Origin of the sequence: Planomicrobium sp. CPCC 101110 (assembly GCF_007859395.1) — a bacterium.
GTDB lineage: Bacteria > Bacillota > Bacilli > Bacillales_A > Planococcaceae > Planococcus.
The window spans coordinates 1143977-1170734 of sequence record NZ_VOHD01000003.1 but is presented as its reverse complement, the minus strand read 5'-3'; the positions used below and the strand labels follow the sequence as shown (position 1 = coordinate 1170734).

Genomic DNA, 26758 nt, shown 5'->3' with positions numbered 1-26758 from the left:
CAGTCTTTCCTCCTTAATCTTTCATCTTAGGATCAAGAGCATCACGAAGACCGTCACCAATCAAATTGAAGGCAATCATGATCAAGCTCAAGACAATAGCCGGAATCGCAAGTATATGCGGTTGGTATTGAATCAATTTGTAACCATCATTGATCAATGTGCCAAGCGATGCGTCCGGTGCCTGCAATCCTAATCCAATGAAGCTCAGGAATGCTTCAAAGAAAATGGCGCTAGGAATCGTGAACATTGTGTTGATGATAATGATCCCGAGAACGTTAGGCATCAAGTGCTTCCAAATAATACGGCTGTCGCTCGCGCCTAATGTTCTAGCCGCCAATACGAATTCTTGGCTCTTATACTTTAATACTTGTCCGCGCACTACACGGGACATCCCTGTCCATCCTGTTATCGTCAAAGCGATAATGATCGCTAAAATACCAGGATCCATTATAAGAATAAAAAGAATTACAACCACAAGATTCGGAATACCGGTAAGAATTTCAACAATACGCTGCATAATATCGTCAACGCGGCCGCCGAAATAGCCGGAAATCCCGCCATAGATTACGCCGATTATCATATCGATCGCTGCTGCCACAAAGGCGATGAACAATGAAACTTGAGTTCCTTTCCATACGCGTGAAAACATATCGCGCCCAAGGCCATCCGTGCCGAACCAGTAATTGACTTCGACTTTTTTCAATTCATATAAATCGACTTCTTTGCCGCCGAGCGTTCCTACTCCGTCAAAAACACCTAAGTTTTCAATGACCGGAATTTTAGGCGGCAAGTTCGCGTGTGTAATTGTTTGAGCATTCGGCTCATAGGGGCTGATGGCAGGCCCTAAAAAGGACATAATCACAATCAAAGCAAAAAGCACTAAACTGACAATAGCCCCTTTGTTTTTGCGAAGCCGGTACCAGGCATCTTGCCAGAAGCTCACGCTCGGCTTTGAAATGCGTTCGGCTTGTTCCGGGCTGACAGTAATGCGTTCAAAAGAGCCCTTTGGTAGTTTCTCCAGATTTTGAGTCATTAACTTTTACCTCCTGAAAGACGGATCCGAGGATCGATGATGCCATATAAAATGTCGACAATTAATATCACGACAATCAAGAATACCGAGAAGAAAATAGTAGTACCCATGATAATTGAGAAGTCGTTGACCATAATGGATTTAACGAACTGTTCCCCGATTCCCGGGATGGCAAAAATCTGTTCGACCACAAGAGATCCGGTTAAAATCCCTACTGCCATTGGGCCAAGAACTGTAATGAGAGGAATCAGCGCGTTGCGGAAGGCGTGCTTGAACGCGATTTCCGTTCCGCTGGCCCCTTTAGCACGGGCAAGCGTAATATAGTCTGAACCAAGAACTTCGATCATTTCCGTACGAATAAAGCGTGCTGCTGTTGCAAGCGGGAACATGGCAAGTGCGATGGATGGCAAAACGCTCGACATAAAGCCGTCTTTCCATAAAGCCACCGGGAACCATTCTAATTTCAAAGCAAAGAAATATTGAAGCATGGAAGCAAAGACAAAGGATGGAATTGATATTCCTATGATTGCCACCAAGGTGCTTGAATAATCAACCCATGTGTTTTGGCGCAATGCCGCGATCATTCCAAGCAAAATCCCTAAAAAAGTGCCCAGTAACATGCCTTGAAAACCAATTTGTGCTGAAGGGCCCATGCGGCTTTGGATGACATCTGTAACATTGGCACCTTTGAACTGGTTGATGGAAATTCCAAGATCGCCTTGTGCAAGACCAAACATATAATCGAAATATTGGACTGGTAGGGGCTTATCAAGACCGTACCTTGCTTCGACAATTGCCCTTTGTTCAGGAGATAATTTATCTGCGGAAGCGACTGGGGAACCTGGTAAAATTTTCATTAGGAAAAAAGTGAATGTTGCAATCAACGCTAAAGTGATCAACATATATATTAAGCGCTTACCAATATATCGTGCCATAATAGCACCTCCAAAAATGATTAGTTCTATTATACAAGCATTCTGATTATTAAAACAGTTATGCATGTTCTTTTCTCTATTTAGCAGAAAATCTTTAATTTTCCGTGAATTTCCACACATTATAAAAGAGAGTATATGCACTTTAACAGCGATATACTCTCTCCATATTTTGTTGCAGTGACTAAGTTAAATTATTGTTTTCCAGAAACGTAAGCCCATTTGTAGCTGTAATCTCCACCGAATGGGTGAGTAACAATTCCTTGTACATATGGCTTTTGAAGTGACATTAGACCGCGTTGGTAAATCGGTGCGATTGCAGCTTCTTCAAGCAGGAGTTTTTCTGCTTGAGCCATTGCATCCCAGCGTGCAGCTGTATCTTGTGCAAGCTCGCCTTTAGCAGATTCAACCAATGCATCGTATTCTGCATTAGAATAAGACATTCTGTTTTGTGAAGAATCTGTTACAAACAAATCGATGAATGTCATTGGATCTTGATAGTCAGGACCCCATCCAGCTGTTTGGATTTCATAGTCTTGTTTTTGGTCAAGCTCAAGACGCACTTGGAAAGGAACAGCCTTAAGTTTTACTGTCAAACCTTCAAGATTTTCTTCCAATTGTGATTTCAGGTACTCATCCATGCTCTTGGCAGTTTCAGTATCGCCGCCAAGAAGTTCAAGCGTCACTTCTGTTACGCCCTCTTCTTCCAAGCCTTGAGCCCAAAGTTTTTTCGCTTCTTCAGCATTGAAAGAAATCAAGTCGCCATTTACTTCGCGGAAATCCGCTTTGTTTTCATCGAAAGTGAATTCAGTCGGCACCAAGTAGTTAGCAGGAAGTGATCCGTTTGCAAGAACCACATCTACCAAATCTTGTTTGTTGAACGCCATAGCAATGGCTTTGCGGATATTAACGTTAGCAAGCGGAGTTTTTTCTCCATTGCGTTCTTGGTTGAATTTCAAGTAGAAAATTGTCGGTTCCAATTCTTTTACAACTTCTTCGTTGTCAGCGTATTGCAATGCAAATTCGCCAGTTAACAAAGCACGGTCTTTTTCGCCGGAGTTGTAAAGGTTAACTGCAGTAGCAGGCTCTTTTACAACATCGACATTGATTGTTTCAAGTTGAACTGTTTCTGCATCCCAGTACTCAGGGTTTTTCTCCATTGACCAAGTAAGGCCAGTGCCATCCCAGTTTGTAAGTTTAAATGGTCCGTTGGAAAGCAAGTTCTCAGAGTTCGAAGCATAGTCGTCGCCTTTTTCAGTAACGAATTTTTCGTTTTGCGGCAAGAAAGTGCCGAATGACATTAATGAAAGGAAGTATGGAGTTGGACGCTCAAGAGTTACCTCAAGAGTTTTTTCGTCTACCGCTTTAACACCCAATTCTTCTTTGTCCATTTCGTCAGCTGCGATTTTTGCAGCGTTTTTGATAGTGCCGCCCATCATGTATGGACCGTAAGGAGACCCAGTAGCCGGGTCGATTGCGCGCTGCCAAGCGAATACGAAATCTTGAGCTGTTACAGGCTCGCCATTATCCCATTTGGCATCGCGTAATTTAAATGTATAAGTCAATCCATCTTCGCTGATTGTTGGTTCACCTTCAGCAATTGCAGGCTCAGCTACGTTTTCTTGATTCAAACGGTAAAGGCCTTCATTGACATTGTTCAAGATATTAAATGCTACAGCATCTTCAGCGATTGCCGAATCCATAGTTGGAATTTCAGCGCTTTCCATCAAGTTCAACACTTGTTCTGCATCTGGTTCGCCTGAAGCACCGCTTTCTGATGTTCCTTCTTCTGTTTCAGTGGTTGTTTCAGAGCTAGAATCTCCTCCGCCGCCGCAGGCAGCTAAGAAGGCACTAAGAACTAAAACTAGGCTAAGAAGCCAAAATAGCTTGCTGTTCTTCACTTGATTGTCCCCCTTAAATTTTCTGAAAACTTGGTACACTGTTAATTATACATATTCTAATTTTATTGTACAGTACTTTTTTGAAATCATAATTGCTATTGTAACAATAGTATGACATTAATATTAATGAAAAACGGCGTAATTATGGGATTTATAGGCACTTGACTTTTCAAAAAAAATATAATTTTTTTTTGATTTTTCGCTTGAATTCTTCTAAACTTAAAAAGAACTGAGGTGTATAAGAAGTGAAGAAAACAGTAATTGGAATAGCTGCCGTTCAAATCCTTATTTTCTTAACAATTCTATTTAGAGCTGAAAATTTATCATTATTGTCCTATATTAATAATTCGTTTATTTATGGTGGTGTTATAGTATTTGTCGGATTGTGGATATTCGTAATCCGAACAGGGGTTTTTGATATTTTCACTATCAGCATGAGAAAAGTCTTTAAAGCCAAAAGCACTATGGAAGATGACGAAATGCGCCCGCCTTCAGAGCTTATTGATTTTTCGAGTGCCCCGCTTTTGATTATCGGCTTTATCACTTTGCTTTTGATGGGCTTGATGCTTGTAATTTACGAATTATAAACGTTGCGAAAAAAAACTGCTGTGTATTATAATAGCAAATATAATCAAGCGATGATAAAGAAGAGTAAATGCAGTGGCTTCTATAAGAGAGTCTGTGGTTGGTGGGAACAGATGGAGTGCTGCGTTGAATGGACTTTTGAGCTGAATCGGTGAACTGCAGTAGCCGATTCCGTGATCTTCACGTTATGAAGAAGAGTGGCCATGGATTGGCAACTAGGGTGGTACCGCGGAAAACACATCATTCGTCCCTTTCTGGGATGTGTGCTGTGTTTTTTATTTTGAGGAGGAATATGAATGAAAAAAATCTTTTCAGGCGTCCAGCCTACCGGTACCGTTACACTTGGAAACTATATCGGCGCGTTCAAACAATTCACGGAACTTCAAGATGAGTACGAATGCATTTTTTGCATAGTGGATCTGCATGCAATCACAATGCCGCAAGATCGGCTGGAATTAAGAAAGACCATCAAGTCGCTCGCCGCCCTTTATCTGGCGGTCGGCATCGATCCAGAAAAAGCCACCTTATTCATTCAATCCGAAGTTCCAGCCCATGCCCAAGCCGGATGGATGATGCAATGCATATCATCAATCGGCGAACTTGAACGGATGACCCAGTATAAGGACAAATCCGCTAAAAACGCTACTGTTTCATCTGGTTTGCTGACTTATCCCCCTTTGATGGCCGCGGATATACTGTTGTATCAAACTGATGTGGTTCCAGTCGGAGACGATCAAAAGCAGCATATCGAGTTAACCCGCGATTTAGCAGAACGATTCAACAAGAAATTCAATGATGTTTTGACTATCCCGGAAATACGTATAGCAAAAAATGGCGCACGCATTATGTCGCTGCAAGATCCGACTAAAAAGATGAGCAAATCGGATTCCAACAAAAAAGGCGTCATTTCATTGTTGGATGACTTAAAGACAATTGAAAAGAAAATCAAAAGCGCGGTCACGGACTCAGAAGGCGTCGTGAAATTCGATACGGAAAACAAGCCAGGAGTCTCAAACCTTTTGACAATCGAAGCAGCTCTTACAAATACAACGATCAAAGAACTTGAGAAAAAATACGAAGGTTCCGGCTACGGAGATTTCAAAGCCGCTGTCGCTTTTGCCGTAACCGAACATCTTGCTCCGATCCAGGCACGTTATAAGGAGCTTCTGGATTCCGAAGAACTGGATCTTATTCTCGATAGAGGCGCTGAAAAAGCCAACGCACTGGCCAACAAAACGCTAAAAAAAATGGAGAATGCGATGGGCCTCGGCCGCAAGCGCAAATGAAACGGAAAGAGGCTGCATTTTGCAGCCTCTTTTCTTTAGGTTTGGCAATTCTTTCTCGTACAGAAGCCAGAAAATCATTGCATGTGCCCCCGAACAAGATAAAGCTCACTGCAACTTTCACTCCTTCCCTGAAATGTATGCCCACTTATATCCGAACTGTCCGCCAAAAGGATGCTTGACAACTCCTTTTACGTACGGCTTTTGAAGAACTGTAAAACCGAACTGATAAACCGGTGCCACAGCAGCGTCTTCTTCAATCAGTATTCTTTCAGCTTGCGCCATCGCCTCCCATCGGACTTTCGGATCCAATGCCAGTTCCCCTTTCGCCGAATCAATCAACGCATCAAACTCGCTGTTTGAATAAGACATCCGATTTTGCAGGGAATCCGTCACAAACAAATCCAAGTATGTCATCGGGTCTTGGTAATCCGGCCCCCAAGCAGCGCTTTGCAGCTCATAGTCTTGTGCCTCATCCAATTCGAGGCGCACATTGAATGGCACGGTCTTTAAGTTGATGGTCAAACCTTCTAGGTTCTGTTCCAATTGATTTTTTAAATATTCATCCACCATTTTTGCTGCTGCAATGTCATCTCCAAGCAGTTCAAGCGTCAATTCGCTTATCCCCTCTTCTTCCAAGCCTTGGGCCCAAAGTTTTTTCGCTTCTTCGGCATCAAATGCCAGCATCTCATCTCCATTCACTTTACGGAAATCTTCCCCTAGTTCATCAAATGTAAAATCAGACGGTACGATATAATTGGCAGGAAGTGAACCGTCCGATAATATGTTTTCAGTCAGCTCTTGTTTATCGAATGCTTTTGCAATGGCTTTACGGATGTTTTCATTAGCCAACGGAGTTTTTTCTCCGTCTCGTTCTTGATTGAATTTAATATATGCGATTGCGGCTTCCTTTTCGTTGATCAAGTCTGGACTATCACTGTATTGCCGAGCAAATTCCCCCGTCAGTATAGCCCGGTCTTTTTTGCCGGAATTGTAGAGGTTCACTTCTGTATTGACATCTTTCACAACGTCGAAATTGATTTTCTCAAGATTGACCGCCTTGCTGTCCCAATACTCGGGGTTTTTTTCTAATGCCCAAGACAGGCCCGTACCATCCCAATTCTTCAGCAGGAACGGTCCATTATATAGGATATTGTCTGAAGTTGATGCGTATTCTTCGCCTTTTCCAGTTACAAACTCTTCTTGTTGAGGGAAAAAGCTAGGAAATGCCATCAATGACATGAAGTAAGGAACCGGACGTTCTAAAGTTACAATCAGGGTTTTGTCATCTTCCGCTTTAACGCCAAGTTCTGCCTTGTCCATCTCTCCCGCTGCAATAGCTTCAGCATTTTCAATAGTGCCCGCCATCATGTAAGGGCCATATGGCGACCCAGTGGCCGGATCGATTGCCCGTTGCCAAGCAAAAACAAAATCTTGCGCAGTTACCGGAGTTCCATCACTCCAATTGGCATCACGCAATTTAAATGTATAAACTAAACCATCCTCACTCACATCAGGTTCCCCTTGGGCAATAGCAGGTTCAGCTGTGTTTTCCTGATTCAGCCGGTAGAGCCCTTCATTCACATTTATCAAGAGATTGAACGCCGCAACATCTCCGGCAACAGCGGAATCCATCGTCGGAATTTCCGAATAATCCACCAAGTTCAGTTCCTGTACACTATCCGGTTCGCTCGGGACATCACCGCTGGGGTTGGTCTCCCTTTCCTGCGAAGCGATGCTTTGTTCTTCCGTACCGCTGCATGCCGCTGCTGATACGCCGACTGCGAACATTAAAAACAACGCTAATATTAGCTTGTGATTCTTCACCGGAAAAGCCTCCTCTTTAGTTTGAAATTTTATGTATGATTTTTTTTGCTAGGTTTCCTTTTAAGGATTGAAATTAATATGTTGGATCTTTTGCAAATAGGACAGGATAAGGATAAAAAAGAACCTGCGGATGCAGGTTCTTTTTTATTGCTTTCCGGAAATATATGCCCACTTGTATCCGTAATTGCCGCCGAATGGGTGAGAGACAATTCCCTGCACATATGGTTTTTGCAATGACATAGTGCCTCGCTGATAGGTCGGTGCAATGGCGGCGTCTTCTTCAAGCAATATCCTCTCTGCTTGTGCCATCGCATCCCAACGTGCCTCTGGATCTTGGGCGAGCTCCCCTTTTGCGGATTCAATCAGTGCGTCGAACTCCTCATTGGAGTAGGACATTTTGTTTTGTGGAGAGTCGGTTGCAAACAAATCAAGAAATGTCATCGGGTCTTGATAGTCCGGCCCCCACCCCGCACTTTGGATATCATAATCCTGGGCTTCGTCCAGTTCCAGACGGACTGAGAAAGGAACCGCTTTAAGTTCGACAGTCAATCCTTCCAAATTCCCTTCCATCTGGGATTTCATGTATTCATCGACGCTTTTCGCTGTTTCAGTATCTCCACCAAGCAGTTCAAGAGTCAATTCTGTTAGGCCTTCTTCTTCCAGTCCCTGTTCCCAAAACGTTTTTGCTTCTTCGGCGTTAAAAGCCAGCATATCTCCATTGACTTCCCGGAAATCCGTTTTGTTTTCATCAAAAGCAAACTCCACCGGAACCAAGTAATTTGCAGGAAGGGAGCCATCCGCTAAAACGATGTCCGTCAAGTCTTGTTTGTTAAAAGCCATGGCAAGAGCTTTTCGGATATTGGCGTTTGCTAATGCGGTTCTTTCACCGTTGCGCTCCTGGTTGAATTTCAAGTAAAACGTACTTGGATCAAGTTCTCTGACCACTTCTGGGTCTTGTGCATACTGCATCGCGAATTCACCGGTCAAACCAGCGCGGTCCTTTTCGCCTGATGTATAAAGGTTGACTGCCGTGCTCGGTTCTTTTACTACGTCATAATTGATTTTATCAAGCTGCACAGTTTCAGCATCCCAATATTCCGGATTTTTCTCCAATGTCCAGTTGAGGCCTGTACCATCCCAATTCGTCATGATGAAAGGGCCATTATAAAGAACATTATCTGAGTTTGAAGCATAGTCGTCGCCTTTCTCTGCAACAAATCCCTCTTTTTGCGGCAAGAACGTACCAAACGACATTAGAGAGATAAAGTAAGGGACGGGGCGTTCCAAAGTGACAACCAGTGTTTTATCATCTGTTGCCTCTACACCCAGTTCCGCTTTGTCCAATTCCCCCGCCGCAACTTCTGCAGCGTTCTTGATGGTTCCTCCCATCATGTAAGGGCCATAAGGCGATCCCGTTTCCGGATCCACTGCTTTTTGCCAAGCGAAAACGAAATCATGCGCTGTTACCGGACTGCCATCTGACCATTTCGCATCACGCAAAGTAAAAGTGTAAGTCAGTCCATCTTCGCTGACTTCCGGTTCACTTTCAGCAATTGCCGGTTCTGCTATGTTCTCTTGGTTCAAACGAAATAACCCTTCATTAACATTGTTTAAAATGTTGAACGTCACTTCATCCTCCGCGATAGCCGAATCCATCGTCGGGATTTCCGCACGTTCCATCAAATTCAATTCCTGCACTGCATCCGGTTCGCCTGTAGCCCCTCCTCCGTCTTCTCCTCCGCTTTCTGCCGGTTCAGTACCGCCGCCGCTGCAGGCCGCTAAAAAAGTTCCTAACACTAAAACGAGGACAAGCAAAAGCAGAATTTTGCCTTTCTTCACTTGAATAACCTCCCGTTTTTCTGAAAATTTCATCTTATTCAATTTTAACTCTTAGACTCAATAAATAATAGTATATTTTAATTATTTTCTAATGTTTTTAACAACATTTTGATAAATTCTTTTTCTCTGTTCCTCTAGCCAAATAAAGTTCCTTCTATAATATATGTATAAAAAAGAACCGAAAAAAGAAGATGCAGCAAATCCTGCATCTTCTTTTTTCATATGTTTTTTTTCGGCTTTGTTTACGAATTGATAAAAAGGAAACAGCTTTTCTTCCTTGGGATTTTCCATTTGATATCAAACAATGTTCTTACCTTAATGATTTCGGGTTCAAGGCATCCTTCAGCCCTTCCCCAATAAAATTGATCGACAGTATTGTAAAAATAATGACTAAGGCCGGCGGCATCCAAATCCATTGCTTGCCTTGAAGAACATCCGGCTCGTTGGCGGAAGACAGCATATTCCCCCAGCTTGGCGTGGACTGTGGAACTCCAAAACCTAAATAACTCAAAGCCGACTCGACAACGATCATACTCGCAAAAATCAATGTTGCTTGGACGATTATTGTCGACATGACATTTGGCAAAAGATGTTTCACGATGACTTTGAACGGCGAGCAACCGATAGACAAAGCGGCCATGATGTATTCATTTTCTTTTTCGGCCAATACTTTACTGCGTACAAGCCGCGCAACCCCGCCCCAGCTCAGCAGCCCGATCACAATGATCAAAACCCATAATCCATCAACGATTCCCATCAAAATCGTGTTCAGCACAATAACAAAAACGAGAAAAGGAAAGTTCAATACGAAATCTGTAAATCTCATCAATACACTATCGACGACTCCGCCGAAAAATCCTGCGATAGAACCAACAAGCGTCCCGATTGAAATGACCAGCACCGTCGCGCTAAAGCCTACCAATAATGAAATTCTTCCGCCATACAGCAGTCTTGTCAAGACATCCCTGCCGCTTTTATCGGTTCCAAGCCAGTGTTCACTGTTGGGTGTGATGTTCATGGAACTGATGTTTACTTTGGAAACATCCGGAATCGACGATAGGTAAGGCGCTAAAAATGGTGCAGCCAATGATAGAAGCGTCACTAAAATGATAAAAACGGAACTGATCATTGCTAATTTATTTTTCAAGAATTTTTTCCTGGCTATTTGCCAAGGAGATAAGCTTCTTTCCGGCTTCTTTTGCTGTGTTAAAGTTGATGTTGTTGCCATATTCATGCTTCCTCCTTAATCCAATCGAATCCGCGGATCCACAATTCCATATAGTAAATCTGCCAACAAGTTGCCTGCCAGCGTCAAGAATGACAACAGCATGGTCAACGCCATCAATGTTGGATAATCTCTCGAGCTAACTGAATCCAAGAACAATTGGCCGATGCCCGGATAAGTGAAGATTGTTTCTGTGATAATCGCCCCGCCAATCAAGGCGGCAAAATCAAAACCTAAAAACGTAACAAGCGGGATAATCGAGTTTCGCAAAATATGGACATTATAAATTTTGCTGATTGCCGTACCTTTTGCCCGGGCTGTCCGGACATAGTCTTTCCGGGAATTCTCGATGATGTCGTTCCGCAGAAACTGAGTATAGGAAGCCGTACTCATGGCACCAAGAACAATGGCTGGCAATAATACATGATGCAATCTGCTCAACCAGTATTCGGGCGTACCTTCTTCAACGACAATATCAACCGAGCCGCCGAAAGGGAACCAGTTCAACTGGAAGGCAAAAAAGTAGATGGCGAAAACTGCAGCGACAAAAGAAGGAATGGCAAGCATGATGTAGTTGATGCCTGCTATTGCATTGTCCCCTATGGTATACGGTTTTCTGCCCGAATACATTCCCATTAGAAAAGCTAATATATAGGTGATTACCAACGCCATGATACCCAAGAAAAGGGTATTCGGAATTTTTTCCATGATTACTTCTGCAACAGGGGTTTTATACTTTGTGGATTTGCCAAAATCCCCTTGCATAAAACCTGTAATCCAGTTGAAATACTGGACAGGGAGAGGATCGTTGTATCCTAATTTCTCCCGCATCTCTTCAATATATTCCGGATTTGTATTAAGAGGATCGATTTCGCCGCTTAAAGAATCTCCAGGCATCAATTTGGCTAAAGAAAAAACCACTATGGATATCAGGATGAGCATAGGAATCATTCCAAGCAATCGTCTTATTGAATATTTCAGCATGTATACTCTCCTTGTCTGTATCGTTCTTAGCTGGGCTCTCCGGCACGGCAAGAGTTATTTGATGTTGCTGTCAAACACTCCTTACCGTGCATAAGAGCTTTAAAATCATTTTCAACGATGGGTTTGAAAACCCATCGTTGAAAATTTTTCTTATTATTCTGTTACATACCATTCAGCTGGGTTATTCTGTCCGGAAACATCATAAGTAGCCCCGCCTACACGTTTGTTCAATGCAACAATTTCTTCAAGTTCTGCAATATAAAGCATCGGAAGATCTTCGTTGACAATCTTCTGCCATTCAACGTACAACTCTTTGCGTTTTTCTTGATCATCACCAACGATATCAATGTTCAATGCATCATCGAGCAACTTATCAGATTCTGGGTTGTTATAGCGTGGGTAGTTCCACAATTGATCCGCTTTCCATAAACCAGATGGATCTGGATCTACACCAGTTCCCCAGCCGCCAAAGAATGTTTCGATAGCAGGATCATCTTTTTCAACCATTTCGTAGTACAAGTTAACTTCTACCATTTCAAGTTCAGATTTAAGGCCTACAGCTTCCCAATATTGCGTGATTGCTTGGGCGCGGGATTCAAATGTCGGGTTGCCCGTAGCGTAGTGAGAGAATTTAACAACAAACTCGTCACCATTCGGGTCTTCGCGGAAGCCATCGCCATTTGTATCTACATAGCCGGCATCATCCAAAATCTGCTTCGCTTTTTCTGGATCGTATTCGTATGTGTTCAACTCACTGTCATCAGCAGCGTTCCAGTGTGCAGATGGAACCGGCTTGTTGACAACGTTCGCGTAACCGAAGAAGAAGGCATCCACCCATTCTTGGCGGTTCATCGCGTACATCATTGCTTGACGCAATTCTTTGCTTTGGTATTTTGGAAGTTCTTCTGTAATTGTCTGTTTTTCACTATCAAACTTGCCCAGCTTGAATCCTACATAATAGTAAGTAAGCCCCGGATAAGTTGTGATATTGATGTTTTCAAGCGGTTTTACTTCAGGAGCAGTGACCGGTTGAAGGGAAATCATGTCAACATCGCCATTCTGCAAAGCCCCTACAACAGAAGTGTTGTCGATGACGCGCAAAATGATTTTGTCAAGATTTACATCGCCATTCCAATATTCTTCATTTTTTGAGAATTCCACTGACTCGCCAGGAACAATTTTATCGACTTTGAATGGCCCGATTCCGATCGGAGTCGTACGCACCCATTCTGATGCCGACATTTCAGCTACCGGCACATCCCCAAGAACTGATTCTGGAAGCGGGTATGCCCAAAGGTTAGTCAAGTTGTTGACGCGTGCCTCATCAAATGTGATTTTGATTTCGTAATCGCTGATTACTTCAATTCCAGAGATTGAATCTGCTTCTCCGTTGCGGAAAGCTTCAGCCCCTTCAATTGTTTGGACATTTGTGTAACGAGGGCCGTCATAGTCTTTGTTTGCAATAGTTTCAAGCGCGAAAACCCAGTCATTGACTGTAAGTTCTTCGCCGTTATGCCATTTTACGCCTTCTTTAAATGTGAATGTGAATTCTTTGTTATCCTCGGTTTCCCAAGACGCGACGTTCGGGATCGGCTCTAATTTTTCGTTATATTCGATCAGAGCTTCATCATAGAGAGCAATAACTTCTGCATCTGTTGCAATTCCGTAGAATGCTGCATTGAACAGTCCTTCTGGCGGTGCATCAATCCCATAGACCAATGTTCCGCCTTTTTGCGGCTCGCCTTCTGCTGCATTTTCCTTAGTGTTTGATTCATTGGACGCTTCATTACTGCCGCCACCGCCGCATGCTGCCAAGAACGCAGATACGACTAGAAGCATAGCAAAAAGCACAAGCAAGGATTTGTTCTTCATGTTGTTCCCCCTAAAAATTTTTTTTGATCAATACAAATGGCATGCTACGTGATGGCCTGGCCGCACTTCTGTTAATAGAGGCTTGTCTTTGGAACAAACTTCCATCGCCATAGGGCAGCGCGTATGGAACGGACAGCCGGTCGGCGGATTTTGCGGGCTTGGCACATCCCCTTTCAACACAATCCGTTCTTTCTTGATCGCCGTATTTGGTTCCGGAATCGCAGAAATCAGGGCTTGGGTGTAAGGGTGAAGCGGCTCTCTGTATAAATCTCTATTTGAAGCAAGCTCAACGAGATTGCCCAAATACATCACTCCGATTCGATCGCTCATATGCTTTACTACGCTAAGATCGTGCGCAATAAACAGATAAGTCAAATCAAATTCGATTTGCAGCTCTTTCAGCAAGTTCAAAACTTGGGATTGCACAGATACATCTAGTGCAGAAACAGGTTCATCCGCTACTATCAATTTCGGATTCAGAGCCAAGGCGCGGGCAATCCCTATCCGCTGCCGTTGTCCACCGGAAAATTCGTGCGCATATTTATAATAAGCTTCTTCTGGCAGGCCGACGCGAGTCAATAACTTCTTGATCTCCGGTTCCAATTCCTTTCTGCTTCGCTTTTCATAATTAAGGATCGGCTCGGCTACAATATCGCCTACCATCTGCATCGGGTTGAGCGACGCATAAGGATCTTGGAAAACCATTTGAAAATCGCGCCGCGCTTTTTGAAGCCTAGAACCTGAGATTTTGGTGATGTCCTTGCCTTCAAACAAAATTTTCCCATCAGTCGGTTTCAGAAGCCTCAAGATGGTGCGGCCGGTAGTCGATTTTCCACATCCGGATTCGCCTACCAAGCCAAGCGTTTCTCCTTTTCGGACGGAGAACGAGACATCATCCACCGCCTTCACATTCCCGACAACCCTCTTGAAGAAGCCTCCTGTAACGGGGTAATAGGTCTTTAAGTTCTGCACCTCTAACAGCACATCACGGTTCTGGAGGCTGTCTATTCGTTCCTGTATAAAGTCTCTTGTTGTCATACAGCGGATGCACCCTCCCTTTCTTTTTGGCGCTTTTCTCCAGAAGGCCAACTTGAATCGTATAACAGGCAAGCCGCTTCATGCCCCGCGGCAACTTCCCCAAGCTGCGGGGTTATTGTCATGCATTCCGGCATCGCTTTCGGGCAGCGGTTGGAAAAGCGGCAGCCGACTTGCGGCATGTTGGTGATAGAAGGAACCAGGCCGTCAATTGTAGCCAGCTTTTCAACATCTTCATCCATTTTCGGTATGGCTTTCATCAGAAGGTCGGTATATGGGTGCTTCGGATTATTGAAAAGCTCTTCCACGTTTGCACGTTCAACGATTTTCCCCGCATACATCACCAGAACTTCATCACAAATTTCCGCCACAACGCCTAAATCATGTGTGATCAGAATGATTGACATATCATTAGCTTCTTGGATGCTTTTTAACAGTTCCAGAATTTGCGCCTGTACAGTCACATCCAATGCAGTAGTCGGCTCATCTGCAATAAGCAATTTCGGCTGGCACGCGATCGCCATCGCAATCATCACCCGTTGCCTCATTCCCCCGGACAATTGATGGGGATATTCGTCAACAATTTTGTCTGCCCGCGGAATTCCTACACTTTTCAGAAGGGATATCGAGCGGTTGCGCGCTTCTTTTTTAGAGATTTTCTCATGATTCAAGATGACTTCTTGTATCTGATAACCGATGGTAAATACAGGGTTCAATGATGTCATCGGCTCCTGGAAAATCATTGAGATATCCTTCCCTCTAATGTTGTTCATCTTTTTGTCGGACAGCTTAGATATGGCTTCGCCTTCAAATTCAATTTCTCCGCCCCGTATTTTTCCTATTCCTGCCGGCAAAAGCTGCATGATAGATAAGGACATTACACTTTTTCCGCAGCCGGACTCACCTACGACGCCTACAATTTGCTTGCGTTGAATATTAAATGAAACACCTTCTACTGCATTAAAGTAATCCCCATCAATCTTGAAACCCGTCTGGAGATTTTTCACTTGAAGAAGGGGTGTCTGGTGATTTGATGCATAGTTAGCAGACATTTGAACACCTCTTAAATTATTTTCTGGCAATTCTTACTAATTCAAATTTTATTACAAAAGTATTACAAGTTCAATATGTTTTTATAAAGTTTTATAAATTTTCTTTCTATTCATCGGTTTATCCCTTTCTTTTTTGTATAAAAGCACAAAAAACACCTTGCCGTAACGGCAAGGTGTTCATAAATTATTCTTCAAATTTTTTCATGACTATTGACGCGTTATGGCCGCCAAAACCAAGTGAATTGCTCATTGCATAAGCAAGATCGGCTTTGCGTGCTTCGTTTGCCACATAATCCAAATCACATTCTTCATCCGGTGTACCGTAGTTTGTAGTTGGAGGCATGATGCCTTCTTTCAGCGCTAAAGCCGTGAAAATCGCTTCAATTCCTCCAGCTGCTCCAAGCAAATGGCCCGTCATTGATTTGGTTGAGCTCATGCCAAGTTTGTATGCATGTTCTTCAAACACTGATTTGACCGCCATCGTTTCAAACAAATCGTTGTAAGGTGTGCTTGTGCCATGGGCGTTGATATAACCGATATCTGTTCTATCGATGCCAGCGTCTTCAATGGCCTGGACCATTGCACGCGCTGCGCCTTCTCCGCCTGGCGCCGGTGCAGTGATGTGGTGTGCATCTCCGGTCGAGCCATAGCCAATCATTTCGGCATAAATTTTGGCGCCACGCGCTTTTGCGTGTTCATACTCTTCTAAAATAACAATGCCGGCACCTTCCCCAATAACAAATCCATCACGGTTTTTGTCAAATGGCCGTGAAGCGGTAGCCACATCTTCATTCGTGGTTAAAGCTGTGTTTGCGGTAAAGCCTGCAACCGAAAGTCTTGTAATCGGAGCTTCTGCACCGCCAGAAATCATGACATCAGCGTCTCCTCGCTGAATGACTTTGAACGCATCACCGATGGAATTCGTTCCAGAAGCACATGCAGTTACCGAACAAGAATTGATCCCTTTGGCCCCGAAGTAAATCGATACTTGGCCAGACGCCATATCCGGAATGATCATCGGAATCAAAAATGGGCTGATGCGGCGAACGCCACGATCATTCAGCACATCCATCTGGTTTTCAATGGTTTCCATACCGCCGATTCCAGATCCAATCCACACTCCCGTACGGAGCGCTGTTTTTTCGTCTAATTCCAAACCTGCATCTTTCATCGCCATTATTGAAGAAGCAAGCGCGTAATGTGTAAAACGATCCATTTTGCGTGCTTCTTTCTTCTCAATGTAATCTTCAATAGAAAAATCTCTCACTTCAGCGGCAATTTTTGCCGGGAATTTCTCTGTATCAAGCCTTGTCAAAGGACCGATTCCCGATTTACCCGCCTTAATGCCTTCCCATGTGGATTCCACATTATTCCCTAGCGGCGTTACAGCGCCCATACCTGTAATGACTACACGACGATTCGACATTCTATTTTCTTCCTTTCGCATATCTTATTATTTGCCCCATCTCATGGCAATTGCGCCCCATGTCAATCCGCCGCCGAACCCGACCATGACAACTAGATCGTCATCTTTGATCCGGCCTTCTTCCACATCTTCTACGAGTGAAATCGGAATTGACGCAGCCGATGTATTGCCGTATTTATGAATCGTTTTCGACATTTTTTCAATTGGAAGATCCAGACGAGTACGGGATGCTTCCATAATGCGGATATTGGCCTGATGAGGAATCAGGAAGTCGACATCTTCTTTTGTCAGCCCGGCTTTTTCAATCACCGCTTCAGCTGATTCGCCCATTTGGCGTACTGCGAATTTAAACACTTCCCGGCCGTTCATCTGCAGGTATTTATCTTCCTGAATCAAATGTTTTCCGCCGCTGCCGTCTGCTCCGAGTTCAAACGACAAAATTCCTCTGCCGTCCGAGACTTTCCCCAAAACAGCCGCTCCAGCTCCATCACCGAACAGGACCGCAGTATTCCGGTCTTCCCAATTTGTAATCTTTGATAGTTTTTCGACGCCGACAACCAATACATATTTATATACATCAGATTCGATAAACTGTTTTGCTGTGACCGCCCCGTACATAAAGCCCGCACAAGCGGCCGAAAGATCCATTGCCGCTGCGTGGACGGCACCGATCTCTTGCTGGATCATGCAGGCCATAGATGGAAATGGCTGATCTCCGGTAACTGTAGCAACCAAGATCAAGCCGATTTCAGCAGGGTCAATTCCCGCATCTTCTATCGCCTTTTGGGCAGCTTCTCTCGCCATATGCGATGTGTCTTGCTCATCCCTGGCAATCCGGCGTTCTTCTATGCCTGTCATTGTGCGGATCCACTCATCCGATGTATCCATACGTTTTTCCAAGTCGAAGTTCGTTAATCTATCTTCCGGCAGACATCTGCCAATACCGATTATTCCTGCATTCATCGATAGCCCCTCTTTTCACTTATCATCACTTATTAGTACCTGGTATTAATAATACGTTAACGACTGCATTTTTTCAACTGATTGACATACTTCCGACAAAATATCGCTAAAAAAGCGAAACATTCTTTCTGTCAGTTGGCGCGTATGATATGATGATTAAAGATATTTTATGTAGAGGTGAAATTAGATGAAATTTATTGGAACTTTCTTATGGTCATTTTTATTAATTTCGTTGCTTAACTATGTAGTAAGCGCTGTACAAAACGTTCACTTCGACTTTATGAATGGCGTTTACATTTCTTTGGTTGTTTCAGTGTTGATCTTTATCCTTTCTTCAATCATTCCGGACAGCCCGGCACCAGAAAAACATTAATAAAAAGAAGCGCAATCCGTCATTCGGATTGCGCTTCTTTTTTGCTGATTTTCAATTGCTTGTTGTCCATGCCCAAATGCAGCCCCGTGTTCGGCTCTACATCCCCTTTTATCAATTCCCGGGCGATGTTAGTTTCTATTTCCCGTTGGATAAAGCGTTTCAATGGGCGAGCCCCAAACACTGCATCGGTGCCCGCTTCCACAATGTACTCCACTACTGCATCATCGACAGACAGGCTGATTTGCTGTTGGCGCATACGGCCAGCCAGTTCAGCCAGCATTTTTTTCGCAATGCCGTAAAAATGCGAATTGTTCAATGCATGGAAGATGACTATGTCATCGATGCGGTTCAACAGCTCTGGTTTGAAATGCCGGCGAAGTTCTGCCATGACGATATCCTCGATATTGTGTTCGTCGCTTTCATCACCGATAAAAGCGGAACCGATATTGGAAGTCATAATGACAACTGTGTTCGAAAAGTTGACGAGGCGCCCTTGGCTGTCTGTGATGCGCCCATCATCCAGAATTTGCAGGAGAATGTTGGCGACATCCGGATGCGCCTTCTCTATTTCGTCCAGCAGAACAACAGAATACGGATTGCGCCGCACCGCTTCTGTCAGTTGGCCTCCCTCTTCATAACCGATATATCCTGGAGGCGCTCCGACGAGACGCGATACACTATGCTTTTCCATGTACTCCGACATATCAATACGGATAAAATGATCTTCAGAATCGAACAGGTTTGCAGCCAGCGATTTTGCAAGCTCGGTTTTCCCTACTCCGGTCGGCCCCAGGAAGATAAATGATCCGATCGGTTTCCGTTCGTCCTTTATGCCTGCTCGCGCACGCCATACAGCTTCAGTCACTAAACGCACTGCATTGTCTTGGCCGATGACCCGCTCTTTCAGCGTTTCGTCAAGGCGCAGCAATTTTTCACGTTCGCCTTCCACGAGCTTCGTAACAGGTATACCAGTCCAGCGTGCCACAATGCCCGCAATCTCCTCTTCGGTCACTTCTTCGCGGAGAAGGCGCTCAGCCCCTCCATGTTCCAGATTTTTTTCTAATCCCGCCAGCTCTTTCTCCAACGCCGGAATCTTGCCGTGCCGAAGTTCAGCCGCTACGTTCAAGTCATACTTGTTCTCTGCGTCTTCAAGCTGTCTGCGGTATTGGTCCAGCTGTTCCCGCATGGCCTGAATTTTCTTTAAAGACTCTTTTTCTTCCGACCATTGCTTTTGCATGTCAGCAGACGCCGCTTTCAGTTCCGCAATTTCCTTGCGCAATGTCTCAAGCCGCAACTTGCTTGCCGAGTCCTTTTCTTTCATCAATGCCTGCTCTTCAATTTCCAGCTGCATGAGCCGTCTTGTTGCTTCATCAAGTTCTTGCGGCATCGAATCGATTTCAGTGCGGATCATAGCGCATGCTTCGTCTATCAAATCAATCGCTTTGTCCGGCAGGAAACGTTCTGTGATATAGCGGTCGGACATGGCCGCTGCCGCCACGATGGCACGGTCATGGATGCGCACAGCATGATGCAGTTCAAACCGTTCTTTCAAACCGCGCAAAATCGAAACCGTATCTTCGACAGAAGGTTCACGCACCATCACTTGCTGGAAGCGCCGTTCAAGTGCCGGATCTTTTTCAATGTGCATCCGGTATTCATCAAGCGTCGTTGCGCCTATGCAGAACAATTCCCCACGCGCAAGCATCGGTTTCAACATGTTCCCTGCATCCATTGCACCCTCGGTTTTGCCGGCTCCGACAATGGTATGGATTTCATCGATGAACAAAATGATTTGGCCTTCGCTGTCTTTCACCTGCTTCAATACGCTTTTAAGCCGCTCCTCAAACTCGCCTCGGTATTTTGCCCCCGCGATCAATGCGCTCATGTCCAGCTCATAAATCACCTTTTCCTTGAGGCCTTCAGGCACGTCATTGCGGACAATGCGCTGGGCCAACCCTTCAACGATCGCCGTTTTACCGACACCTGGCTCGCCGATCAACACGGGGTTGTTTTTCGTTTTCCGGGATAGAATACGGATAACATTGCGTATTTCCTGATCACGGCCAATAACCGGATCCATTTTTCCGGATTTGGCTTCTTCCACCATATTGCGCCCGTACTGCTCGAGCGGTTTCTTTTGTTCTTCAGTATTCATTCGGACCATAAAAATCACTCCTTAACGAGTTTGACCTTATTTGACTAATTTAATTATAGGTGACTTTACGCAGGATGGCAAACGATACACACAAAAAAACCTGCCCGAAATAGCCGGACAGGTTCGTTGAAGAATCGATCATTTTCACTTTTATCGAATGCCAAGCGCCATTTTCGCATAACGGGACATGTTGTCTTTGCTCCATGCCGGCTGCCAGACAATTTTCACATCCACTTCGGATACTTCCGGCAATTCGTATAAGGCCTGTTTCACATCATTTACGATTTGCGGGCCCATAGGGCATCCCATTGAAGTTAACGTCATGGTTACGACCGTAAATCCTTCTTCTGACATATCAACGTCGTAAACGAGGCCCAAGTTGACAATATCAACGCCAAGCTCCGGGTCAACGACTCCTTCTAAAGCACCCATGATGCTATCGCGCATATCTTGATCCATAAGATTCCCTCCCTTTTCTGTCTTTTAATCTTAGCAAACTTTCTGCGGAAATGAAATTTACTTGCTTAAGCCTTCACATGCTTGGCGAGCCAGTCTGTTGCAGCGAGCATCCCTTGGCGGCTGACCGCATGCCCTGCCTCTCTTTCCCGCATGAAATAAAGAAGTTCCGGCTTTTCCCGATAGTAATCTTTCAAATGGCTGTATAAGTTGAATGTCGGTTCAAATGCCACTACCGTATCCTGTTCCCCATGCCAAAAGAAGACAGGGCGCTGCTTGAATGCATGCAGATTTTTCGTGCTGTCGAATCTTCCCAATGCCTCAAACAACTCTTCCCGCTGCTGTTCAGTGAAAGGCAGCTGAAATCCGCGTGATTCAAATTGGACGATTTGCCCTTTTGAAAGTTCGACATAGTTGCCCGCGCCCATCATGACTGATGCCGCTTTGATCCATGGATAGGCGGCCAAAGCGCCAAGCGTCGTAATCCCGCCCATTGATGTGCCGCCAATCGCCATTTCCCCTTTGACCAGCTGTTTGTTATGTGCGATTTGGTTTATGTAATCCAGTTCTTTGATGGAGTTCAGTATGATTTCCCAAAAGCGGACAATCAGCTGCATTTCCGGTAAATTCTCTGTCCGTTCACCGTGCAAAAGCGCGTCCGGCAAAAGCACGCGCACGCCTTTTTCGGCCAATTGGTAGGCATAGTGCAGATTATGCTCTTTCGCGCTTGTAATGCCATGAAAAAAAACCACTGTTGGCAGCGGCTTGCTCCATCCCTCTTCCGGTGCAACATGGAGCAAGGGAATCCCTTTCCATACTTCACGTTCTACTTTCACTCTACTCCACATCCTTTTACTTTTTTTGACTTTACTCCATATCATCAATCGTACCAATGTTCCAAGCGGCCCGCAAACAATCCATCTGCAACAATTTTGCAAACCTGCAAGCTTTCGGCACACCTGCTTCGTTTTTCATGCCGCATCCCCTTTTCTTGATATTTTTTGACGGAATGCGCCACTTATCGCTACACTATACATGTAGAGAAAGGAGACGGCTATTTATGAAACAACATTTAATCGTCCTGGATTTGGACGGCACTTTACTGACTGACCAAAAAGTCATCTCAGAAAAAACAAAAACAACGTTAGGAAAAGCTTTGGATGCTGGACATCAAGTTATGATTGCTACAGGGCGCCCTTTCCGTTCGAGCGAAGTTTATTATAAAGAACTGGGATTGAACACACCAATCGTTAACTTTAACGGCGCTTTTGTACACCATCCGACCGACTCCGATTGGGGAACCCACCATACGCCAATTTCCCTTGATGTTGTCCATGAAGTGGTCGAGTCGATGCACGAATTTGACTTTTACAACATCGTGGCGGAGGTGCTGGATGATGTGTATGTGCACTACCATGACGAAAAACTGATGGACATTTTCCGGTTCGGAGATCCAAGCATCACTACCGGGGATCTGCGCAATTACTTAAAAGTGGATCCTACATCGATGCTTATCCATGCGCCGGTCGAAAAAGTGCAGTTGATCCATGAGCATTTGTCCTCGGTCCACGCCGAAGTGATTGACCATAGAAGATGGGGCGCCCCTTGGCATGTTATCGAAATAGTCAAAAGCGGTTTGAGCAAGGCGGTCGGCATTGACCGGGTATCCAAATCGCTTGGCATACCGAAAGAAAACATCATCGCTTTCGGAGATGAAGACAATGATTTGGAAATGTTGGAATATGCGGGCCTGGGAGTTGCCATGGGCAACGCCATTGAACCGCTTAAAAACATTGCCAATGAGATCACATTAACGAACAATGAAGATGGAATTGCTGAATTGCTGATTGATCGTTTAAAACTGTAAGCAGAAATCGGGGGATTCGAATGAGATTATTTGCAGATAGCGCTTCAGACCTGCCGAAAGAGTTTTTCGAAAAAGAACAAGTGGTTTTATTTCCGCTGCGCGTCCACATCGGTGATGAGGAATACGAGGACATCCGAACGATCCATTCCCAAAAGGTGTATGATGCTATTCGTTCAGGCATCCAGCCGAAAACTTCCCAGGTTTCGCCTGAAGAAATGTTGACGGCGTTCGAACAATTGGCGAAAGACAAGGATGAAGGATTTTATATCGCTTTTTCTTCGGAACTGTCCGGCACATATAACACAGCAGTCATGGTGGCCGAACAAGTGCGGGAGGATTATCCTGATTTGAACCTGACCATACTGGATTCAAAAGCTGCTTCTCTTGGCCATGGCCTCCTTGTGAAAGAGGCGGCAAAGCTTCGGGATGCAGGCCAGCCGCTCAGTGAAATTATCGAGCGCGTTCGCACAATGGCAGATCATATGGAAAGTTTGTTCACGGTAGAAGATCTCGATTACATGGCTCGGGGAGGTCGAATCTCAAGAGGCAGCGCCTTTGTCGGAGGTTTGTTGAATATCAAACCCCTGCTTCACGTAGAGGAAGGCAAACTTGTGCCGATTGAGAAGTTGCGCGGGCGCAAAAAAGTAGTCAAACGGATGATCGAGCTGATGGAAACACGCGGCGAACAGCTTAGAAATCAAACGATTGCCATTAGCCATGGAGATGATGAAGAGTTCGCCGCCTTCGTCAAAAATGAAATTGAAGAACATTTCCATCCAAGAAATGTGGAAATCTATTTGATCGGTTCAGTAATTGCCTCCCATACCGGCCCAGGCACACTGGCTGTTTTCTTTTTGAACCGGGCGCTGTAAAAAATCAAGAAGCAAAAAGCACCTATCGTTTTAAGACAGGTGCTTTTTCTTATGCGTTCGCTTTTGCAGCTTCATCAGCTTTGCGTTGCTTGCCTTTCTTCCAGACAATCCGCAAAAATATCATAAAGACAACATACAAGACAATCAAAGCCGCGATATACGCCTTGTTGAATCCGCGCTCTTCTATGATGTTGAACGTCTCTGCCACTTCCCTGTCCAGCGTGATCATATATTCTCCATTCGCTTCTTGGCGAACGATATCACTTTCAAACAATCCGCGCATTTCTTTATCGCTTCCGACAATGTCAGCCGGCAATGAGATGCTTTTAGTTTCTGAAGAGTTATTGATGGCGATAATCCATGTTTCTTCGTCATTGGATCGCTTGTAAACGAGCCAGCCGCCTTCTTCATGCAAAATTTCCAAATCGCCTGTACGAAGCGCTTCAGATGTGTTGCGCAATGAATTGAGATTGGTGATATGTTCCGCCATTTCCGGATCTACACCTAAATCCATTATTTGATGCGTTTCAGGGGCCTCTTCACCGTTCATAGCAATTTCAGAACCGTATTGCATAACAGGGATTCCCGGCATCGTGAACAATTGTGTAAACAGCAAATTCCAGCGCGTAGGAGGATATCCTTTTTCCGCTATCATATCCGCTGTAAATCGGGAATTTGCCAAGGAATCGACCTGGATCAAATTTCCTTCGGTGGTTTTCATCAACTCGGCCAAATCGGATGTTTCATGGTCGAAGTTTTTATACGCGTTGCGAAGCGCCCCTTCAATACCGGGCACCACTGCAGCATCAAGGCCGCTAACCAGTTCCATCTCTTGATCGCTTAACAAGTAAATATCCCGGACGCTTTTTATCGCTTCAGAAAAGGATTGGATGAAATTCGGGTGAATAGCGCTTGTTTGCTGCAGCCGCATCCCATCTATTTCGTAGTCAGAGACAAAACCAACCGCAAAGTCTGTCAAAGCCGTTTGCGCTTCCGGATTCTCAAGGTCCAGAGCCATGGTTCCATCTTCATTTTCCGTGAACCATTGTGAATTCTCTTTCACCCACACATGATTTGCGCTTACTTGCTGCGTCGGTACATCCACCATTATTTTCATGCCCACTTCGTGGGTTTTATCAATCAATGCCTTCAATTCTTCTTCTGTTCCAAAATGGCGCTCCACTTTGTTGTAGTCGAGCACTTTTTTGCCGTCATAAGTCTCTGAAGAAAAAACCGGCCCAATTGACAGTACAGTAAAGCCCATTTCATCGATATGGTTGATTTCCCCGGTCAACCCGGCAAAATCGCCTCCGTTGAATGCAGCGGGGTCTGCCCCGTTCACTTCATAATCGTTTTGAATTTGTTTGTTGAAAAAACGGTCAACCAAAACATCATATATGCTTTCATCTTGCAGTTCGCGCGAATCTTCTGCCGCTGTTGCAGGAGTTGCCATGCTTATGATCAGCATTCCGGTAAAAATGCTTAAGAGCCACTTTGCTTTCAATATAAATCCTCCTTCAAATGAGGCAACTAGATTCTGTTACACCCGATTCATTTTAACAAAATCCCGGTTTTGCCGCCACGCTAAGTTGAAGAAAGGGCTGTTTCTTTCGTCAGGTTTCGTCTAAACTGTGAATTCAGCGAAATTTTCGAGAAGACAATAAAAAAACAAGCGCAGATGCGCTTGTTTTTAAAGGTTTGCTAAAAAACTGCTGCCAACCGGCAATTTGAATCCGAAGAACATCGTCACAAATAAGAACACTGCGAACAATATCCAGAAAAGCGTTGTCGGTTTTTGTTTTTTCGAACGGACCAAGACCATTTCCATCATGCCGATTGTCAATAAACCGAATAAGAATTTCAATCCGTATTGCATCGCGTCAGATGAAGACCATTCGATAAACAATGTCAGACCTGTAATAATGACCAGGATATAGAACAAGCGAAGGATCATATGCGTGATTTTGCGCCCTTTGCTGTTCCGGTCCATAAACGCCGCCACTAAGAAAAGCACAAGCGCTATGACCCAAGTCGTAATGTGTAAATGAGTCGAATCAGTTAGAATTCCCAAAACGTCACCTCTTTATAATTAGTCTTTCTCAGTTTAGCATAACCAAGGGACTAAAAGACAAACTTGCCGTTATGACAAATGTGTGACGAGTGTTCCGATCGACTCGATGGAAACTTTCACCGTATCGCCCGCTTTCAAGAACTTTGGCGGATTGAAGCCTTTGCCGACACCGGCAGGAGTGCCAGTCAGAATCACATCGCCTGGTTCTAGCGCCACGTATTTTGATACTTCTGCGATGATGTCATCAACGCGGCGGATCATATTTTCCGTATTGCCGTTTTGGCGCACTTCATCGTTGACTTTCGTGACAATAGATAAGTTCTGCGCTTCCGGAATTTCATCTTTTGTCACCAGATAAGGTCCCATCGGGCAAGACCCTTCCAGGCTTTTTCCAAGGAAGAACTGCTGATGCTTGCTTTGGATGTCCCGCGCAGTCAAATCATTGGCAATGGTATAGCCGAATACATAATCATAAGCCAATTGCTTCGGAATCGACTTGCCCGCTTTTCCGATGACTACCGCTAACTCACCTTCATAGTCGTATGAATCCGTTAATTCGCTATGGGCTGGCACTGTCGCCTCATCCGGCACAATGCAAGTTGGCGCTTTAGTGAAAACCACTAAATCTTCAGGAGCTTCAGCCCCCATTTCTTTAGCGTGGTCCGCATAGTTTTTTCCAATCGCAATGATATTTTTTGGAGTTCTTGAAATTGGCGCCAGCCATTCGATTTCCGAGTAAGAGTGTTTGAAATCTTCAGGGCGTTCTGATTGGGAAGCAGCTTCTACCAACTTACGGATTTGTTCCACAAATTCCATTCCCTGGGAGATCCCTACAATCAGCTGTGCCGGAAAAGATGGTAAAACCTCCAATTGCTGCTGTATTTCAAGTACATCCCATACGGCTTCTTCTTTTTTCACTTTCGGCCCAAAACGTTCTTTTCCTCCATAGCGAAACGATAACAGCTTCATTCGTTAAACACTCCTTTTCTTTGATTCCATTCATTATA

The 26758-nt window shown here is 44.6% G+C and carries 23 protein-coding genes and 1 other annotated feature; of the genes, 5 read left to right on the top strand and 18 right to left on the bottom strand.

Annotated features, from left to right (window positions below):
- Positions 1 to 13: 13 nt before the first annotated feature.
- From opp3C to FQV30_RS05655, 3 genes are all read right to left on the bottom strand, one after another.
- Positions 14 to 1033, bottom strand: a complete 1020-nt coding sequence (gene opp3C / locus FQV30_RS05665) for an oligopeptide ABC transporter permease (protein WP_146499131.1) — start codon at positions 1031 to 1033, stop codon at positions 14 to 16.
- On the bottom strand, positions 1033 to 1968 hold the full coding sequence (gene opp3b, locus FQV30_RS05660) for an oligopeptide ABC transporter permease (protein WP_146499130.1): 936 nt from the start codon (positions 1966 to 1968) through the stop codon (positions 1033 to 1035). Before opp3b ends, opp3C begins: the two co-directional genes overlap by 1 nt.
- Before the next feature lie 191 nt (positions 1969 to 2159).
- Positions 2160 to 3866, bottom strand: a complete 1707-nt coding sequence (locus tag FQV30_RS05655; protein ID WP_146499129.1) for a peptide ABC transporter substrate-binding protein — start codon at positions 3864 to 3866, stop codon at positions 2160 to 2162.
- A gap of 245 nt (positions 3867 to 4111) precedes the next feature.
- On the opposite strand from FQV30_RS05655, the gene FQV30_RS05650 reads away from it, so the two are divergent.
- Both FQV30_RS05650 and trpS read left to right on the top strand, forming a co-directional pair.
- A complete protein-coding gene (locus tag FQV30_RS05650) occupies positions 4112 to 4453 on the top strand; it encodes a DUF3899 domain-containing protein (protein WP_146499128.1) in 342 nt (113 codons plus the stop codon).
- A gap of 42 nt (positions 4454 to 4495) precedes the next feature.
- Positions 4496 to 4706, top strand: a binding site (T-box leader).
- A 41-nt stretch (positions 4707 to 4747) separates the two neighbouring features.
- Positions 4748 to 5737 (top strand): tryptophan--tRNA ligase, encoded by a 990-nt coding sequence (gene trpS / locus FQV30_RS05645; protein ID WP_146499127.1) that lies wholly within the window; start codon positions 4748 to 4750, stop codon positions 5735 to 5737.
- A gap of 117 nt (positions 5738 to 5854) precedes the next feature.
- On the opposite strand, the gene FQV30_RS05640 is transcribed toward trpS, so the two are convergent.
- The 9 genes from FQV30_RS05640 to FQV30_RS05595 all read right to left on the bottom strand — a co-directional run bounded on the left by FQV30_RS05640 (position 5855) and on the right by FQV30_RS05595 (position 17957).
- Positions 5855 to 7561 (bottom strand): peptide ABC transporter substrate-binding protein, encoded by a 1707-nt coding sequence (locus tag FQV30_RS05640; RefSeq protein ID WP_255473325.1) that lies wholly within the window; start codon positions 7559 to 7561, stop codon positions 5855 to 5857.
- Positions 7562 to 7705: 144 nt separating this feature from the next.
- Positions 7706 to 9400 (bottom strand): peptide ABC transporter substrate-binding protein, encoded by a 1695-nt coding sequence (locus FQV30_RS05635; protein WP_186725535.1) that lies wholly within the window; start codon positions 9398 to 9400, stop codon positions 7706 to 7708.
- A 310-nt stretch (positions 9401 to 9710) separates the two neighbouring features.
- Complete coding sequence (gene opp4C / locus FQV30_RS05625) at positions 9711 to 10634, bottom strand: oligopeptide ABC transporter permease (protein ID WP_146499124.1); 924 nt, start codon at positions 10632 to 10634, stop codon at positions 9711 to 9713.
- Positions 10635 to 10643: 9 nt separating this feature from the next.
- On the bottom strand, positions 10644 to 11609 hold the full coding sequence (gene opp4B / locus FQV30_RS05620) for an oligopeptide ABC transporter permease (RefSeq protein ID WP_146499123.1): 966 nt from the start codon (positions 11607 to 11609) through the stop codon (positions 10644 to 10646).
- Between the two features lie 153 nt (positions 11610 to 11762).
- Positions 11763 to 13481 (bottom strand): oligopeptide ABC transporter substrate-binding protein, encoded by a 1719-nt coding sequence (opp4A, locus tag FQV30_RS05615; protein ID WP_146499122.1) that lies wholly within the window; start codon positions 13479 to 13481, stop codon positions 11763 to 11765.
- A gap of 27 nt (positions 13482 to 13508) precedes the next feature.
- Positions 13509 to 14519 (bottom strand): ABC transporter ATP-binding protein, encoded by a 1011-nt coding sequence (locus FQV30_RS05610; protein ID WP_146499121.1) that lies wholly within the window; start codon positions 14517 to 14519, stop codon positions 13509 to 13511.
- Entirely contained in the window at positions 14516 to 15568 is a 1053-nt protein-coding gene (locus FQV30_RS05605; RefSeq protein ID WP_146499120.1) for an ABC transporter ATP-binding protein, read from the bottom strand. The genes FQV30_RS05610 and FQV30_RS05605 overlap by 4 nt, the downstream gene beginning before the upstream one ends.
- 184 nt (positions 15569 to 15752) lie before the next feature.
- Positions 15753 to 16994 carry a beta-ketoacyl-ACP synthase II gene (gene fabF, locus FQV30_RS05600; RefSeq protein ID WP_146499119.1) on the bottom strand — a complete coding sequence of 414 codons (1242 nt, stop codon included), beginning with the start codon at positions 16992 to 16994 and terminating at the stop codon, positions 15753 to 15755.
- Between the two features lie 27 nt (positions 16995 to 17021).
- Positions 17022 to 17957, bottom strand: a complete 936-nt coding sequence (locus tag FQV30_RS05595; RefSeq protein ID WP_146499118.1) for a beta-ketoacyl-ACP synthase III — start codon at positions 17955 to 17957, stop codon at positions 17022 to 17024.
- A gap of 187 nt (positions 17958 to 18144) precedes the next feature.
- Between FQV30_RS05595 and FQV30_RS05590 the strand changes: the two genes are divergently transcribed.
- Positions 18145 to 18330: a YjzD family protein gene (locus FQV30_RS05590; protein WP_146499117.1), complete on the top strand. Its 186-nt coding sequence runs from the start codon at positions 18145 to 18147 to the stop codon at positions 18328 to 18330.
- A gap of 19 nt (positions 18331 to 18349) precedes the next feature.
- Here FQV30_RS05590 and FQV30_RS05585 read toward each other — a convergent pair whose 3' ends face one another.
- The 3 genes from FQV30_RS05585 to FQV30_RS05575 all read right to left on the bottom strand — a co-directional run bounded on the left by FQV30_RS05585 (position 18350) and on the right by FQV30_RS05575 (position 21777).
- Positions 18350 to 20494 (bottom strand): ATP-dependent Clp protease ATP-binding subunit, encoded by a 2145-nt coding sequence (locus FQV30_RS05585; protein WP_146499116.1) that lies wholly within the window; start codon positions 20492 to 20494, stop codon positions 18350 to 18352.
- Positions 20495 to 20635: 141 nt separating this feature from the next.
- Positions 20636 to 20944, bottom strand: coding sequence for a metal-sulfur cluster assembly factor (locus FQV30_RS05580; RefSeq protein WP_146499115.1), 309 nt, complete (start codon positions 20942 to 20944; stop codon positions 20636 to 20638).
- 65 nt (positions 20945 to 21009) lie between these two features.
- Entirely contained in the window at positions 21010 to 21777 is a 768-nt protein-coding gene (locus tag FQV30_RS05575; protein WP_146499114.1) for a prolyl oligopeptidase family serine peptidase, read from the bottom strand.
- Positions 21778 to 22001: 224 nt separating this feature from the next.
- On the opposite strand from FQV30_RS05575, the gene FQV30_RS05570 reads away from it, so the two are divergent.
- Positions 22002 to 22808, top strand: coding sequence for a Cof-type HAD-IIB family hydrolase (locus FQV30_RS05570; protein ID WP_146499113.1), 807 nt, complete (start codon positions 22002 to 22004; stop codon positions 22806 to 22808).
- Positions 22809 to 22828: 20 nt separating this feature from the next.
- On the top strand, positions 22829 to 23680 hold the full coding sequence (locus FQV30_RS05565) for a DegV family protein (protein WP_146499112.1): 852 nt from the start codon (positions 22829 to 22831) through the stop codon (positions 23678 to 23680).
- 49 nt (positions 23681 to 23729) lie between these two features.
- Here the strand turns inward: FQV30_RS05565 and FQV30_RS05560 are convergent, their stop codons facing one another.
- The 3 genes from FQV30_RS05560 to FQV30_RS05550 form a co-directional block, all read right to left on the bottom strand.
- Positions 23730 to 25184, bottom strand: a complete 1455-nt coding sequence (locus FQV30_RS05560; RefSeq protein WP_146499111.1) for an alpha-amylase family glycosyl hydrolase — start codon at positions 25182 to 25184, stop codon at positions 23730 to 23732.
- 186 nt (positions 25185 to 25370) lie between these two features.
- Positions 25371 to 25751: a YisL family protein gene (locus FQV30_RS05555; RefSeq protein ID WP_146499110.1), complete on the bottom strand. Its 381-nt coding sequence runs from the start codon at positions 25749 to 25751 to the stop codon at positions 25371 to 25373.
- Between the two features lie 69 nt (positions 25752 to 25820).
- Positions 25821 to 26720 (bottom strand): fumarylacetoacetate hydrolase family protein, encoded by a 900-nt coding sequence (locus FQV30_RS05550; protein ID WP_146499109.1) that lies wholly within the window; start codon positions 26718 to 26720, stop codon positions 25821 to 25823.
- Between the last annotated feature and the right edge of the window lie 38 nt (positions 26721 to 26758).

Excerpts from the sequence above, each read along its gene's own strand:
- opp3C (WP_146499131.1), bottom strand. The coding sequence starts at position 1,033 with ATGACTCAAAATCTGGAGAAACTACCAAAGGGCTCTTTTGAACGCATT.
- opp3b (WP_146499130.1), bottom strand. The coding sequence starts at position 1,968 with ATGGCACGATATATTGGTAAGCGCTTAATATATATGTTGATCACTTTA.
- trpS (WP_146499127.1), top strand. The coding sequence starts at position 4,748 with ATGAAAAAAATCTTTTCAGGCGTCCAGCCTACCGGTACCGTTACACTT.
- opp4C (WP_146499124.1), bottom strand. The coding sequence starts at position 10,634 with ATGAATATGGCAACAACATCAACTTTAACACAGCAAAAGAAGCCGGAA.
- opp4B (WP_146499123.1), bottom strand. The coding sequence starts at position 11,609 with ATGCTGAAATATTCAATAAGACGATTGCTTGGAATGATTCCTATGCTC.
- opp4A (WP_146499122.1), bottom strand. The coding sequence starts at position 13,481 with ATGAAGAACAAATCCTTGCTTGTGCTTTTTGCTATGCTTCTAGTCGTA.
- FQV30_RS05610 (WP_146499121.1), bottom strand. The coding sequence starts at position 14,519 with ATGACAACAAGAGACTTTATACAGGAACGAATAGACAGCCTCCAGAAC.
- FQV30_RS05605 (WP_146499120.1), bottom strand. The coding sequence starts at position 15,568 with ATGTCTGCTAACTATGCATCAAATCACCAGACACCCCTTCTTCAAGTG.
- fabF (WP_146499119.1), bottom strand. The coding sequence starts at position 16,994 with ATGTCGAATCGTCGTGTAGTCATTACAGGTATGGGCGCTGTAACGCCG.
- FQV30_RS05595 (WP_146499118.1), bottom strand. The coding sequence starts at position 17,957 with ATGAATGCAGGAATAATCGGTATTGGCAGATGTCTGCCGGAAGATAGA.
- FQV30_RS05590 (WP_146499117.1), top strand. The coding sequence starts at position 18,145 with ATGAAATTTATTGGAACTTTCTTATGGTCATTTTTATTAATTTCGTTG.
- FQV30_RS05585 (WP_146499116.1), bottom strand. The coding sequence starts at position 20,494 with ATGGTCCGAATGAATACTGAAGAACAAAAGAAACCGCTCGAGCAGTAC.
- FQV30_RS05580 (WP_146499115.1), bottom strand. The coding sequence starts at position 20,944 with ATGGATCAAGATATGCGCGATAGCATCATGGGTGCTTTAGAAGGAGTC.
- FQV30_RS05570 (WP_146499113.1), top strand. The coding sequence starts at position 22,002 with ATGAAACAACATTTAATCGTCCTGGATTTGGACGGCACTTTACTGACT.
- FQV30_RS05565 (WP_146499112.1), top strand. The coding sequence starts at position 22,829 with ATGAGATTATTTGCAGATAGCGCTTCAGACCTGCCGAAAGAGTTTTTC.
- FQV30_RS05550 (WP_146499109.1), bottom strand. The coding sequence starts at position 26,720 with ATGAAGCTGTTATCGTTTCGCTATGGAGGAAAAGAACGTTTTGGGCCG.